Below are 12975 nucleotides of genomic sequence, written 5' to 3' on the forward strand. Positions count from 1 at the left end.
CCCTCTCTATGATTTCTTTTTATTTAAGCTTTGCGTTAAACGGTCAATAATAATGGCGAATACAACAAGACTAAGTCCTGCAACAAAGCCATTTCCAACTTGAGCACGTTGCAAAGCAGATAAAACTTCCCGTCCTAATCCAGGGGCACCAATCATTGATGCAATAACAACCATCGATAATGATAGAAGTACGGTTTGGTTAACACCTGCCATAATTGTAGATTTTGCTAGTGGCAGTTCTACTTTTATTAACTTTTGCCATCCTGTACTACCATAAGAATCTGCAGCTTCTACTAATTCCTTTGGTACTTGTCTAATACCTAGGTTGGTAAAACGAACAGTAGGCGGTAGTGCAAAAATTACTGAAGCAAAAACCCCTGGTACAACACCAATACCGAAGAAAGCTACAGCAGGGATTAAATAAACAAAACCAGGCATTGTTTGCATAAAATCTAGTACCGGTTTAATAATGGCTTCTGCAATTGAACTTTTAGACATTAATATCCCAAATGGAATACCAATGATGATGGCAATAATACTTGCAAATATGACAAGAGTTATCGTATTCATTAGCTCATCCCATAAGCCTTGGTTGTATATATAGAGCAAACCGACTATTGAGAATACTGCTAAACCAAATTTCCTTTTTGTTGCAAAGAACGCTATTAGCGCAATAATTAAAATAAATATAACTGGTGGAATTGCAACAAGCATATTAGTAATGAATTCCATTGCTGTTTTACCACCATTTTGAACAAAGTCAAAGAGAGGTGAAAAACTTCCAGTTAACCAGTCCATTATATTTTCAACAGTTTCTGCTACAGGTAATGTAGGAATACTATCTAGCAATTTACTCATCCTTTGTCACCCCCTCATTTTCAGAAGCAAGTGATTGAATGACAACGCCTCTAATTAACACACCGACTAATTTATTTTCATTGACAACTGCAATAGGAGTCGGTGATTCCGAAATAAGACCTAACACATCTTGAATAAGCATATCCTTCGGTACTGTAGGCATATCTGTTTTCAAGAAACTAACAACACTTTTTTCACCACGTTTTGCAGCTTCCAACGCATCGTCTGCAGTAATATAACCTTTAAACTCTCTCTTTTTGTCAATAGCTAGTAAAACACTAACCTCTTCTTCTCGCATACGTTGAAGCGCTACTTTCGGTCCATCTAGTTCAATATTGACTGTAATTGGACGTATCATCGCATTTTCAACTGTTAACACTTTTGAACGGTCAACATCTTCCAAGAATGTTTTGACATAATCATTAGCCGGATTCGTTAATATTTCCTCTCCCGTACCAATTTGAATAATTTTACCATCCTTCATGAGGGCAATGCGGTCGCCAATTCGCAATGCTTCGTTTAAATCATGGGTAATGAAAATAATCGTTTTCTTCACTTTTTGTTGTAAATCTAATAATTCATCTTGCATTTCTTTACGTATAAGTGGATCGAGAGCAGAAAAAGCTTCATCCATTAATAAAATATCAGGGTCATTCGCTAATGCTCTTGCTAAACCGACCCGTTGCTGCATACCACCTGAAAGTTGACTCGGATATTGATCCTTATATGGTAATAATCCAGCGTTATCTAAAGCCTTTTCTGCTTTCAATCTTCTCTCTTCTTTAGAAATGCCTCGCACTTCTAATCCATACTCTGTATTGGCGAGAACTGTACGTTGAGGGAATAAACCGAAGTTTTGAAACACCATGCTCATTTTTTCACGTCGAATTTTTCTGAGCTGTTGTTTATTCATTTTGGAGATATCTTCACCATCTATGTAAATACTGCCGCTTGTAGTCTCAATGAGGTTATTTAGCAATCTTACTAACGTAGATTTTCCACTACCAGAAAGGCCCATAATGACAAATATTTCACCTTCATTGACAGTGAAATTTGCATCATATACTCCAATCGTTGCTCCTGTTTTTTCTAAAATTTCCGTCTTACTTTTTTTCTCTTCGACAAGCTTTAAGGCACTACTTACATGCTTACCGAAAATTTTTGTGACGTGCTCCACTCTAATCTTCTCCATACCAATCTCCTTTCCTATTTTTGTATGTTACAAATAGATTACAACAAAAGTGACAACTTAATGCTAACAAAAGGTTGTTACTTGTGTCAAATTAACAACCTCGTAAACTATTAAGAAGAAAATAGCAAAATTCATTAAAAAAGCTACAAATGCTAAGTCATTAGCATCTGCAGCTTACATTAATTGGGATATAAAAATTTTTGAACGCGTTCTAGACATTCATCATTTCCGATGAAATATATGATATCGTGATGTTGAAAAGTAGCGTATGGGCCTGGTGAAATAATTAAATCATTCTCTCTCCGTATACCTACAATAGTAGCCGTTGTATTTTGCCAAAAGTTAATCATCCCAATGGATTGGGAAATATAGGGGCAACTTTCTTCAATTTCGACTTGAAAAGGAACAAAGGGATTTACAGATTTAAAACGTTCTGTACGGTTTACAAGTAATTCGGTCGTTTCTTGCAACACATTTAGTTCTTCCTTTTGTCTTTTAATACTTTCAAGCATTTCCAATTGAACTTGATAAATTGATTGTACTTCTAAAAATTGGTGAGCGAATTGGGCTGCCTTCTCATATGATTTAATGACAACCCCACTTCCCTTTGTAGCTTCCACAATTTCTAAATCTTGCAGAATAGCAATGGCTCGCCTAGCTGTTTCAGCAGATACTCCGTATTGACTTGCCAATGAAGATCTAGCATATATTTTTTCACCAACTAAATATTTTTTCTCTACAATTTTAGATGCAATATCTGCAGCAATCTTTTGATATTTAGGTTGCTTTACTTGTAGTTTTTTATTTTCCATTTTGATTTACCTTCCGAAGCTTTATTCATTTATTAATCCACAGTATGGTCTTTGAATCTTATAGTAATCGACAATTAGGTCAAGTAGCTAGTATTTTATTTCACTTATTGAAAAAGAGATTATTTTTTGTTGACATTCTCGTTACGTCAACCTTTATGATGATGTTAACAGGGGGGATAAAAGTGGAGTACACCATTAGTAAATTAGCAAAATTAGCGAATGTTAGTGCTCGAACATTGCGTTATTACGATGAAATAAATTTGCTTAAACCAGCAAGAGTAAATAGTTCAGGCTACCGAATTTACGGACAAAAAGAAGTAGATCGTCTACAACAAATTCTTTTCTTTCGAGAATTAGATGTCGATTTAGAAACGATTACTACTATAATGAATAATCCAAACTTCAATCAAACAGAAGCATTACAGCGCCATTACAAGGAACTTGTACAAAAACGTGCTCGCCTGGATAAATTAATCGAGACCGTTAAGAAAACGATTGCTCACGAGAAAGGAGAAATTATTATGCAAAATAATGAAAAGTTTGAAGCGTTCAAAGATCAATTAATTGCAGAAAATGAACAACAATATGGTGATGAGATACGTCAAAAATATGGTAACGATGTCGTGGAAAATTCCAATGCCAAGTTTAAAAATATGTCAAAGGAAGATTATGATGCGATGACTCGATTAGGAGAAGAAATTCTTGAACTTCTTCCGAAAGCTTTCGCAACAAATGATCCAACCTCGCCATTAGCAAATGAGCTCGCAAAAAAACATAAAGAGTGGTTAACCTTTACATGGCCTTCTTACTCTAAAGAAGCCCATATCGGATTAGCGGAAATGTATGTTGCGGACGAACGTTTCAAAGCTTATTACGATAAAGTCGTTGATGGTGGAACCGAATTTTTACGAGACGCTATTGTCCATTTCATCAAACAACAAAAATAAATCAATCGTTTGAAGTAATAAAAAACCACGAGCACACGGGTGTCAATCCATTGTTGGCACCCATTTTTTTGCACAAATATAGAATGAAACGAAATTTTTATAAAGTTGAATATCCCATTCATTTTGCATATTTGATTTTCCTATGGAAAGACTATTATTAAAAAGGAGATTCAGTATGCCAAAAATTGCTTCTGTTAGTACATATAATCCACCCTATACATTAGAACAAGTCAATATAGAACAACTTACTAAAGAACTTTTTCGAGATAAAATACCGCAACTCGATCGGTTATTGAAAGTATTCGAAAATGGAGAGATAAAACAACGCCATTTCTCTGTTCCATTAGAGTGGCACCGAACAAAACACACCTTTGAAGAGCGAAATGATTTATATATTCAGTTAGCGACTGAATATAGTATAAAGGCCATTGAATCTTGTCTTCAAAACACCCAATTTTTAACACACCCCCTTACGCCACCCGATATTGATGCCATTATTTTTGTATCCAGTACGGGTATTTCCACACCTAGTATTGATGCAAGAATAATGAATAAGCTAAACTTTTCAGATCGCTTAAAACGATTACCGATATGGGGATTAGGCTGTGCCGGTGGAGCATCCGGTTTAAGTCGTGCTTATGACTATTGTTTAGCCCATCCAAAGGAAAAAGTACTCGTCGTTTGTGTTGAGCTTTGTAGTTTAACCTTTCAACAAAATGATTATTCAAAAAGTAATTTAGTTGGGGCATCCCTTTTCGCTGATGGTGTCGCTTGCCTTTTAGTATGTGGTGATGAAGCGTTCGTAAAAACGAATAAAATGGTGCCCTATATTTTAAATACGGCTTCAAAATGGATGCCTAATTCTGAGGATGTGATGGGATGGGATTTAAAAAATGATGGGTTACACGTTATCTTCTCGAGAGATATTCCTTCTATTATAAGTAAATGGTTGGGACCATTTATTGATGACTTTTTACAGGAACAACAGTTGTCAAAGGAACAACTAGAATATCTTGTCGCTCATCCTGGTGGAAAAAAAGTATTAAAGGCTTATGAACAAACGTTAAACATGACAGAACAACATACCGCTATTTCTCGGGAAGTTCTTCAGAAAAATGGAAATATGTCTTCTCCTACTGTCCATTATGTATTGGAACAATTTATGCTAAAAGAAACAAAATCAGATGCTTTTGGCTTATTAGTTGCCCTTGGACCTGGCTTTAGCGGAGAAGCAGTATTACTTCAATGGAGGGATTAACTTGTTCTTTTTACTATTTGTTTCGATTGTCATTCTACAAAGAATTATTGAAGTGATGGTTGCTAAAAGAAATGAGAAAAAAATGTTATCGGCCGGTGCCTACGAAGTGGGAGGTTCCCATTATCCATTTATGATTGCCCTCCACGTTAGTTTTTTTATTAGTTTAATTGGTGAAGTCATCCTATTTGAACGTACCATATCACCGTGGTTTTTATTACTTTTTATCGTCTTTTTACTAGTCCAAGCTTTAAGAATTTGGTGTTTAATTTCCCTTGGACCTTTTTGGAATACGAAAATCATTATTCTTCCATCAGCCAAAGTAGTTAAAAAAGGACCTTATTTATTTGTTCGACATCCAAATTATCTCGTCGTATGTACGGAAATTTTACTTCTTCCCTTAATGTTTCAAGCTTATTTTACAGCTGTTTGTTTTACGATTTTGAATTTTATTATGCTATCGATACGTATTCCTACCGAAGAAAAGGCATTAATAGAAGCAACCAACTATAGTAAAACTTTTAATAGGAAAGTATCGTCTTCGGTTCCAAATGATTCATCTAATGAATGTTAAATTTTTTATGGACTATATCATGTAATAATCATAAATAATATATATTTATTAGAAATTCCATGGGAAAAGTCGTATAATGCAAACTATACAGCACACATAGTGACTTATTCACACCCATTTTACCAATTTAATATTTATAAATAAATTTTCATTTTGAATATACTTCTTAGTAATTACTTTTCTTAGAAAAAAATTCATAATTGTTCCATTCCAACTACATTTTTTAGAAAGAACTATGATTTAAAACATATTTATACTATCATGATATACGATGATACAAATTTCACATCGTGGAAATAATAGTTGGATTTCTATTAATGTGTGACTATATGTGAAATGATTTTCAAACTTTTTCTAACTAACAAAATGCATAAAATGCAAAATGTAAAGGAGAATTGGATATGTCAGAAGAATTGACTCAAGCTCAACAAGCAGTAAGCCAAGGAAAACAAGATTTACTTGATCAATTATTAAAACCTGAAGTTCAAGAATCGTTAACGACTTTAGTTGAACAATTACCAAAGTTAACTGAGGTTGTTACTCTATTAACAAAAGCTTATGACTTTGCTCAATTAGTTGCAACTGATGAAGTCTTAAAGAGCGATACTGTAAATGCTATTAAAGAAATGTCAGAGCCTGTTATCGGTTCGGTTAAAACTCTTGCTGCAACGGCAATCGAAGCGAAAGATCGTGCAGATGCAACGAACGAAAACATCGGTATATTTGGGTTATTAAAATTAATGAAAGATCCAGAAGCTCAAAAACTTTTCCGTTTCGCCAATGCCTTTTTAGAAATCCAAGCAGAACGTAAATCTCAAGAATAGTTCACTTTTAAACAATAGTATGGACGGAGGATTAATCATGTCAAAAGAAATCGTCATCTTAGGTGCAGGTTATGGTGGATTACTAACTGCTCTAACATTACGTAAATATTTAAATAAAGATGAAGCAAAAGTTACTGTAGTAAATAAATATCCAACTCATCAATTGATTACAGAATTACACCGTCTTGCAGGTGGTACAATTTCAGAACCTGCAATTTCATTCCCATTAACTAAACTATTTAAAGATAAAGATGTTAACGTAGTTATCCAAGAAGTGAAATCATTCTCAGTTGCCAATAAAGAAGTTTATTTAGCAGATGGTTCTGTCTTATCATACGACAACCTAGTTGTTGCCCTTGGTAGCCAAACTGGTTTCTTCGGAATTCCTGGATTAGAAGAAAACAGCATGGTATTAAAATCTGTTGATGATGCTAATCGCATCAACAAACATATCGAAAGTAAAATTGCTGCTTATGCTAAATCCAAAAATCCTGCAGATGCAACTATCGTGATCGGCGGTGGCGGTTTAACTGGTGTTGAATTAGTTGGTGAAATCGTTGATAACTTCCCTAAAGTTGCTAGAAAATACGGTATCGACTTTAAAGATCTAAACATTAAGCTAGTTGAAGCAGGTCCGAAAATCTTACCAGTACTTCCGGATGACTTAATCCAACGCGCTACTGAAAGCTTATCAGCTCGTGGTGTTGAATTCTTAACTGGCCTTCCTGTTACTGGTGTTGAAGGTAACAAAATTTCATTAAAAGACGGTACGGTTATCGAAGCAAACACATTCATTTGGACAGGTGGAGTTGCTGCTCTTCCTCTAGTTCAAGAATCAGGTTTAGCATGTGACCGTGGTAAAGCGATCATTAACGAATACTTACAATCTACTTCTCATCCAGAAGTATTTGTTGTAGGTGATGCTTCTGTTGCTTTACCAGCAGATGGTGGTCGTCCACTATTCGCACCTACAGCACAAATTGCATGGCAAATGGGTGAAACTGCTGGTTACAATTTATATGCAACAATCGAAGGTCAAAAACTAGAAGTATTTAATCCTGTTAACTCCGGTACTCTTGCTAGCCTTGGACGCAAAGATGGTGTAGCAACAGTTGGTGGTAACAATATTCCATTAAAAGGTCTTCCTGCTTCATTAATGAAAGAAGCAAGTCACGTTCGTTACTTAGCACATATTAAAGCATTATACGGTTTAGCATATTAATTAAACAAAAAAGAAGATTTCGTATTAAACGAAATCTTCTTTTTTGTATATTCATTTAATTTTTTCCTGCTTCTAATAAAACTTTGCTTCCTAATAAGAAGAAACTTAATATGAAAATTAATATTCCTGTACCAATTAAAAGCCATTCAATCGCAATTATATCCGCAATCGGTCCAAATACTAACATTCCCAAGGGCATCATAGAAGTTGAGATCATCGTTAATACACCAAAAACTCTGCCTAAGAAATCCGGTTCAACCTTTTCTTGAAGTAAGACAGTTGCCGGCGTATTAAACAACGGCATTATCAATCCAATGATTCCCATAAATATTAAGTAAATCCAAAATACTGGAACAATTCCTAATAGCAATGTACAAAGACCAAAAACAAAGGCGGATAAAGCCATCGTATGGGTTTTGTTTTTAAATCCTCCCCAAGAAGCTATTACAATCCCACCCACTATCATTCCAATAGAGAAGGCAACCTCAATAGCAGATAAATACCATTCATTCGCTCCAAAGGTTCGCGTTACCTGTAATGGTGTTAAAAATGAGGCAGGTGCAGCTAACACAAAGAAAAAGGCAAAAAACATAAAAAATTTCTTTAAAAATGCATGCTGATTAATGTAGTTTAAACCTTCTTTAAAGTCATTAAAATACCCAACTTTTTGTGTTTCCATTGCCTTTGCATGAAGGGGAATTTTCAAAAAGAATAGTAACGTTAGTACTGCTATAGCAGCTGTAATCACATCGATAAAGAATATCATCTCTAATGTAGTCACTGACAATAGTCCAGCACTAATCATCGGTGATAACAACATAACAAAAGCTTGTATACTACCATTTGCTCCGTTTACTTTTGTCAGTTTTTCTTCCGGTACGATTTGAGGCAAAATGGCGCCAACAGCAGGTGTTTGTATTCCTGTGCCTATCGCTCGTATTGCATACATAACAAACAATAACCACATCGAATTATAACCATTTAAAAACAAGATGGCTAAAATTAACGTTGAAATGGCAATCATTGAATCCGCAATCATAATTAAATATTTACGATTAAATCGATCTGCCCACACTCCTGCAAAAGGTGCAAGGAAAAAAGTAGGAACAAATCCGCATATAATCGAAATCGTCATCATAATTCCCGACTGAGTTGTTAATGTGATATACCACATGATGGCATATTGTACAAGGGAAGAACCGAATAACGATATCGTTTGACTCCCTAAAAAGAGCGTAATGTTTTTCTTCCACTTAACCTGTTCTTTTTGATTCATTTAGATATTACATCCTTTTCTAATTGATTTTGTTTTTTCAAATCGCTTAGAAACGTTAATTACTATACGAGTCATAAACCAAAATACAGGTGGAAATTTCAAATTTAGTAAATGGCTATTGATTAACAAAATGTCAGTCGCTCATACTTATTCTAAGGATTCCGTTTATATGAAAAATTGAATAAGTTACTCGATTTAAGTTAGACCAATTCCATTTACCCCACAAATTCATTGAGGTTTGAACGTATTGCATTAACGGTTCGAATTTTGGAAACGTAGTCTAACTGATTGCATTTTGAAAACCCTCCATTCCTTTAAGTAAGCCCATTATAGCATAATATTTTCCAAAACTATAAATATCTATATGAAAATAAGATGAGAGGGGTATAATTGTAAATACGAGTCAAATATGAAGGTGTGAATAAACAATGAGTGATACAAAAGCAGCTTTAAATAATCCAATCTATCCAGTTATGATTGCAATTGGAGTAGCCCATCTAATCAATGATACGATGCAATCCGTTGTTCCAGCTATGTTTCCATTACTTGAACGGGATTTAGGTTTATCCTTTACTGAGTTGGGCATTATTTCCTTTGTTTTAAATATGTTCTCCTCTGCTTTACAACCTGTAGTAGGATTCGTTAGTGATAAAAAACCAATGCCCTTTGCATTACCTATTGGGATGATGAGTGCCTTCGTCGGCTTATTACTCCTTGTATTGGCAGAAAGTTACTGGCTTATTTTAATTTCCGTCCTATTTTTAGGTTTTGGTTCAGCTGTATTTCATCCCGAAGGCTCACGGGTATCCTTTATGTCAGCTGGAAATAAACGGGGTCTGGCCCAGTCGATTTATCAAGTAGGCGGAAATTCCGGACAAGCCCTTGCCCCTTTAATTAGTGCTTTTATTTTAGATGTTTACGGTCAGCATGGAGCAGCCATTGTACTGCTTTTAGCAACCATTGGAATTGCCCTTCTTCTCCAAATATCTAGATGGTATATACGCCAATTAGAGGCAGAAAAATCACAACAAAAGAAAAAGAAAATATTAATTTCCTCATTACCGCCTTTAACTAAAAAACAAGTTGGGATTGCGTTAGGTTTATTACTTACCATTATTTTTGCTCGCTCTTTTTACACAACGAACATTACGAACTTTTATGTCTTTTACTTAATGGATCATTATGATTTAAATTTAAAAACCGGACAAGTGTTTATTTTTATTTTTATGGCTTTTGGTGTATTAGGTACTTTTTTTGGAGGGTCACTTTCTGACCGTATCGGTAGAAAAAACGTGATCATTCTTTCGGTAGTAGGACCCCTTCCTTTCTGTTTACTATTACCATATATGCCGATTTGGGTTGTTCTTATTTTCTTAATTATTATCGGTACGCTTATTATGATTAGTTTCTCCGTTACAGTTGTATATGCCCAAGAATTAGTTCCAAGTAAAATTGGGACGATGGCTGGACTTACAACGGGATTTGCCTTTGGAATGGGCGCAATTGGTGCTGTCGTTATCGGCTTTTTACTCGATAAGATTGGGATTGAAACGACAATTCAAATCGTTTCCGTCTTACCTATACTGCTAATTGTTGCATTCTTCTTACCGAAAGATAAAGTCGAAAAAACAGCATAAAAAATATGGAGGCATCCTTTCATAAGGTGCCTCCATACTTTTAACTTCGCATCTTTTTTTGATAAAATCGAACGACCACAACAATGAAAATAATCGCAAGGACCGCATACGCAATATTGGAATAGATGTCCATGTAGTGAACAATCGTTTCCCACGATTCTCCCACAGCAGCACCTATGTTAACTAAAACCAAATTCCAAATTAATGTACCTAACGTTGTAAGTAGTAGGAATGTAAAAAAGTTCATTTTAGCTAATCCAGCTGGTAATGAAATTAAACTACGAATTAAAGGAATAAAGCGGCAGAAAAATACAGTCCATACATCATACTTTTCAAACCAAGAATTCGCTTTATGAATATCTTTACTAGTGAGACGTAGAACTTTCCCCCATCTATCCACAAACCGTTCAATTCTTTTAATACCGACAAGGGCACCTATTCCATAAAGAATAATAGCCCCTACTACTGAACCAATCGTAGATGCGACAACAACTCCAAAGACGGATAAATCCGTTTGTGTCGTCATAAACCCACCAAAGGTTAAGATAACTTCTGACGGTATTGGAGGAAATAAATTTTCTAACATGATTAATAAGAAAACACCTATGTATCCAAATTCCTCCATCACCGTAGTAATCCAATTTTCCATTCATACTCTCCTTATATTCTTTCATATTTTTTCTTTCATTTATTATCTTATTTCCAATATAATGCTACTCTATTATACAACCCTATTCAAATTTTCTTTAAGACATTCGTGAAATAAAATGAAAAAAGCCAACGAAAACTACATTGGCTTTATTGTATATGACTTTATAGAAGGAAAATGGTTCCTAAGAAAAGGGATAAAAATTACTTATACTTTTTCTTAAGCCCTTTCGAGATTTGCTTCCATTTTCTCTTTTCAGCTAATTTTTCTTGTGTATTTGTCTTTCTTTCCATAAAGGCTAATTCCTTTTGGAGTTTAAAATAACTTTGCAATCTGGAAAATTCTAAATCACCGTTATCAATGGCCTGGACGACCGCACAACCCGGTTCTTTTTTATGGGTACAATCTCGATAACGACAACTAGTTGATAGCTCTTCAATATCTTGAAAACTTGATGCTAAGCTCTCACCTTGATCCCATAACTGCAACTCTCTCATTCCTGGTGTATCAATCAAACACCCACAGCCAGATAAAAATACTAGCTCCCTGTGAGTTGTTGTATGTCTTCCCTTTGCATCATCTTCCCGAATACCGGATACTTTCATAATATCCTCACCATATAAAGCATTCATTAAAGTAGATTTTCCTGCACCAGAGGAACCAAGCAAAGCACCTGTTACCCCTTCATTAAAAAATGCTCGGATTTGTTCTATTCCTTCACCCGTATAAGAGCTCGTAACAAATATATCGACACCTATTGCAATAGACTCTGTTTCCCTTAAATAATCGTCAACATCTTCACATAGATCCGCTTTCGTTAAAACGATGACAGGAGTGGCACCGGAATCCCAAGCCGCTATTAAATACCGCTCTAATCGCCGAATGTTGAAATCCGCATTCAAACTCATAACTAGAAATACAATATCAACGTTCGATGCTACAATTTGTTCTTCCACTTTTCTTCCGGCAATTTTCCGTGAAAACTGTGACTTCCGTTTAAAAATTTTATGGATGATCCCTCTTTCCTCACCATCCATTTTTTCCACTAACACCCAGTCTCCTACCGCAGGGAAATCTGCTTGTGAAAAGGACTCGTAAACAAAATGTCCTGCTACTGTTGATAACCACTCCCCTTGCTCTGACAATACCCGATAGGAATGTTTATGCTCTAAAAGAACACGGGCAGGAACACAGTTTTTATATTTTTCTTCTTTTAAAAAAGACGTATATTGTTCTTCAAAAAATGTTGTAAAACCTAAAGATTTTAAATTCAATGGATGGACCTCCTAAAATGATAATTTAGCGGTTATTTTCCGCAGTAAATTAAAAACCCTTATGAGCTGCGATTTGGCAGTCATAAGGGTTCATCACGTTCAAGAGGTAAATTAAAATACTTCCAAGCCTAATAGGCAAGGATCTTTAATATCCATTATTGAGGTGAGTGAAATTAGACAAACCAAATCGCTTTTGAACAATCGCATATACAGTTGCCATGATACTTCACCTCTCTTTTCTTATTATTCTGTTTATTATATTCCGATTTTCAAAAAATGTCAATTTAATGTTGGTATACCAATTAGCTACCTAATAAAGAAAGGGACATCTCTTTTAAAATGTACCCTATAAGAAAGACACTTGAAAAAAGGTCTCTCTTATAGGGTACTTTTATTTATAATGAAATAAAATAAATGGTTGATGGAGCGGAAGAACATGTCGAAAAAGTTATTTA

At 35.0% G+C, this 12975-nt stretch carries 12 protein-coding genes; 6 read left to right on the forward strand and 6 right to left on the reverse strand.

All coding sequences use genetic code 11. The features are described 5' to 3' along the window. Positions 1–6: 6 nt before the first annotated feature. The 3 genes from EC501_RS09940 to EC501_RS09950 all read right to left on the reverse strand — a co-directional run bounded on the left by EC501_RS09940 (position 7) and on the right by EC501_RS09950 (position 2862). Positions 7–858: an ABC transporter permease gene (locus EC501_RS09940; protein ID WP_122972135.1), complete on the reverse strand. Its 852-nt coding sequence runs from the start codon at positions 856–858 to the stop codon at positions 7–9. Beyond that, a complete protein-coding gene (locus EC501_RS09945) occupies positions 851–2050 on the reverse strand; it encodes a quaternary amine ABC transporter ATP-binding protein (protein WP_122972136.1) in 1200 nt (399 codons plus the stop codon). The genes EC501_RS09940 and EC501_RS09945 overlap by 8 nt, the downstream gene beginning before the upstream one ends. Positions 2051–2229: 179 nt before the next feature. Next, the gene (locus tag EC501_RS09950) at positions 2230–2862 is read right to left on the reverse strand and encodes a GntR family transcriptional regulator (protein ID WP_122972137.1); all 633 of its coding nucleotides are present in this window, start codon (positions 2860–2862) and stop codon (positions 2230–2232) included. Positions 2863–3044: 182 nt separating this feature from the next. On the opposite strand from EC501_RS09950, the gene EC501_RS09955 reads away from it, so the two are divergent. The 5 genes from EC501_RS09955 to EC501_RS09975 all read left to right on the forward strand — a co-directional run bounded on the left by EC501_RS09955 (position 3045) and on the right by EC501_RS09975 (position 7684). Further along, positions 3045–3809: a MerR family transcriptional regulator gene (locus EC501_RS09955; protein WP_122972138.1), complete on the forward strand. Its 765-nt coding sequence runs from the start codon at positions 3045–3047 to the stop codon at positions 3807–3809. A 175-nt stretch (positions 3810–3984) separates the two neighbouring features. Then, on the forward strand, positions 3985–5067 hold the full coding sequence (locus EC501_RS09960; RefSeq protein WP_122972139.1) for a type III polyketide synthase: 1083 nt from the start codon (positions 3985–3987) through the stop codon (positions 5065–5067). Positions 5068–5122: 55 nt separating this feature from the next. Continuing rightward, positions 5123–5638, forward strand: coding sequence for an isoprenylcysteine carboxyl methyltransferase family protein (locus EC501_RS09965; protein ID WP_241559312.1), 516 nt, complete (start codon positions 5123–5125; stop codon positions 5636–5638). A 401-nt stretch (positions 5639–6039) separates the two neighbouring features. Next, on the forward strand, positions 6040–6462 hold the full coding sequence (locus EC501_RS09970; RefSeq protein WP_122972140.1) for a helical membrane plugin domain-containing protein: 423 nt from the start codon (positions 6040–6042) through the stop codon (positions 6460–6462). Positions 6463–6499: 37 nt separating this feature from the next. Continuing rightward, on the forward strand, positions 6500–7684 hold the full coding sequence (locus tag EC501_RS09975) for an NAD(P)/FAD-dependent oxidoreductase (protein ID WP_122972141.1): 1185 nt from the start codon (positions 6500–6502) through the stop codon (positions 7682–7684). A gap of 55 nt (positions 7685–7739) precedes the next feature. On the opposite strand, the gene EC501_RS09980 is transcribed toward EC501_RS09975, so the two are convergent. Then, positions 7740–8960, reverse strand: a complete 1221-nt coding sequence (locus tag EC501_RS09980) for an MFS transporter (protein WP_122972142.1) — start codon at positions 8958–8960, stop codon at positions 7740–7742. A gap of 428 nt (positions 8961–9388) precedes the next feature. On the opposite strand from EC501_RS09980, the gene EC501_RS09985 reads away from it, so the two are divergent. After that, positions 9389–10597: an MFS transporter gene (locus tag EC501_RS09985; RefSeq protein ID WP_122972143.1), complete on the forward strand. Its 1209-nt coding sequence runs from the start codon at positions 9389–9391 to the stop codon at positions 10595–10597. Between the two features lie 40 nt (positions 10598–10637). Here the strand turns inward: EC501_RS09985 and EC501_RS09990 are convergent, their stop codons facing one another. Then, the gene (locus EC501_RS09990; RefSeq protein ID WP_122972144.1) at positions 10638–11246 is read right to left on the reverse strand and encodes a DedA family protein; all 609 of its coding nucleotides are present in this window, start codon (positions 11244–11246) and stop codon (positions 10638–10640) included. Between the two features lie 203 nt (positions 11247–11449). Next, a complete protein-coding gene (gene rsgA / locus EC501_RS09995; RefSeq protein WP_122972145.1) occupies positions 11450–12520 on the reverse strand; it encodes a ribosome small subunit-dependent GTPase A in 1071 nt (356 codons plus the stop codon). Positions 12521–12975 lie beyond the last annotated feature (455 nt).

Origin of the sequence: Lysinibacillus halotolerans (genome assembly GCF_003711845.1) — a bacterium.
Classification (GTDB): domain Bacteria; phylum Bacillota; class Bacilli; order Bacillales_A; family Planococcaceae; genus Ureibacillus; species Ureibacillus halotolerans.

Coding starts and splice junctions, on each gene's coding strand:
- EC501_RS09985 (WP_122972143.1), top strand. CDS start 9,389: ATGAGTGATACAAAAGCAGCTTTAAATAATCCAATCTATCCAGTTATG.
- EC501_RS09990 (WP_122972144.1), bottom strand. CDS start 11,246: ATGGAAAATTGGATTACTACGGTGATGGAGGAATTTGGATACATAGGT.
- EC501_RS09960 (WP_122972139.1), top strand. CDS start 3,985: ATGCCAAAAATTGCTTCTGTTAGTACATATAATCCACCCTATACATTA.
- EC501_RS09980 (WP_122972142.1), bottom strand. CDS start 8,960: ATGAATCAAAAAGAACAGGTTAAGTGGAAGAAAAACATTACGCTCTTT.
- EC501_RS09965 (WP_241559312.1), top strand. CDS start 5,123: ATGGTTGCTAAAAGAAATGAGAAAAAAATGTTATCGGCCGGTGCCTAC.
- EC501_RS09950 (WP_122972137.1), bottom strand. CDS start 2,862: ATGGAAAATAAAAAACTACAAGTAAAGCAACCTAAATATCAAAAGATT.
- EC501_RS09975 (WP_122972141.1), top strand. CDS start 6,500: ATGTCAAAAGAAATCGTCATCTTAGGTGCAGGTTATGGTGGATTACTA.
- EC501_RS09945 (WP_122972136.1), bottom strand. CDS start 2,050: ATGGAGAAGATTAGAGTGGAGCACGTCACAAAAATTTTCGGTAAGCAT.
- EC501_RS09940 (WP_122972135.1), bottom strand. CDS start 858: ATGAGTAAATTGCTAGATAGTATTCCTACATTACCTGTAGCAGAAACT.
- EC501_RS09970 (WP_122972140.1), top strand. CDS start 6,040: ATGTCAGAAGAATTGACTCAAGCTCAACAAGCAGTAAGCCAAGGAAAA.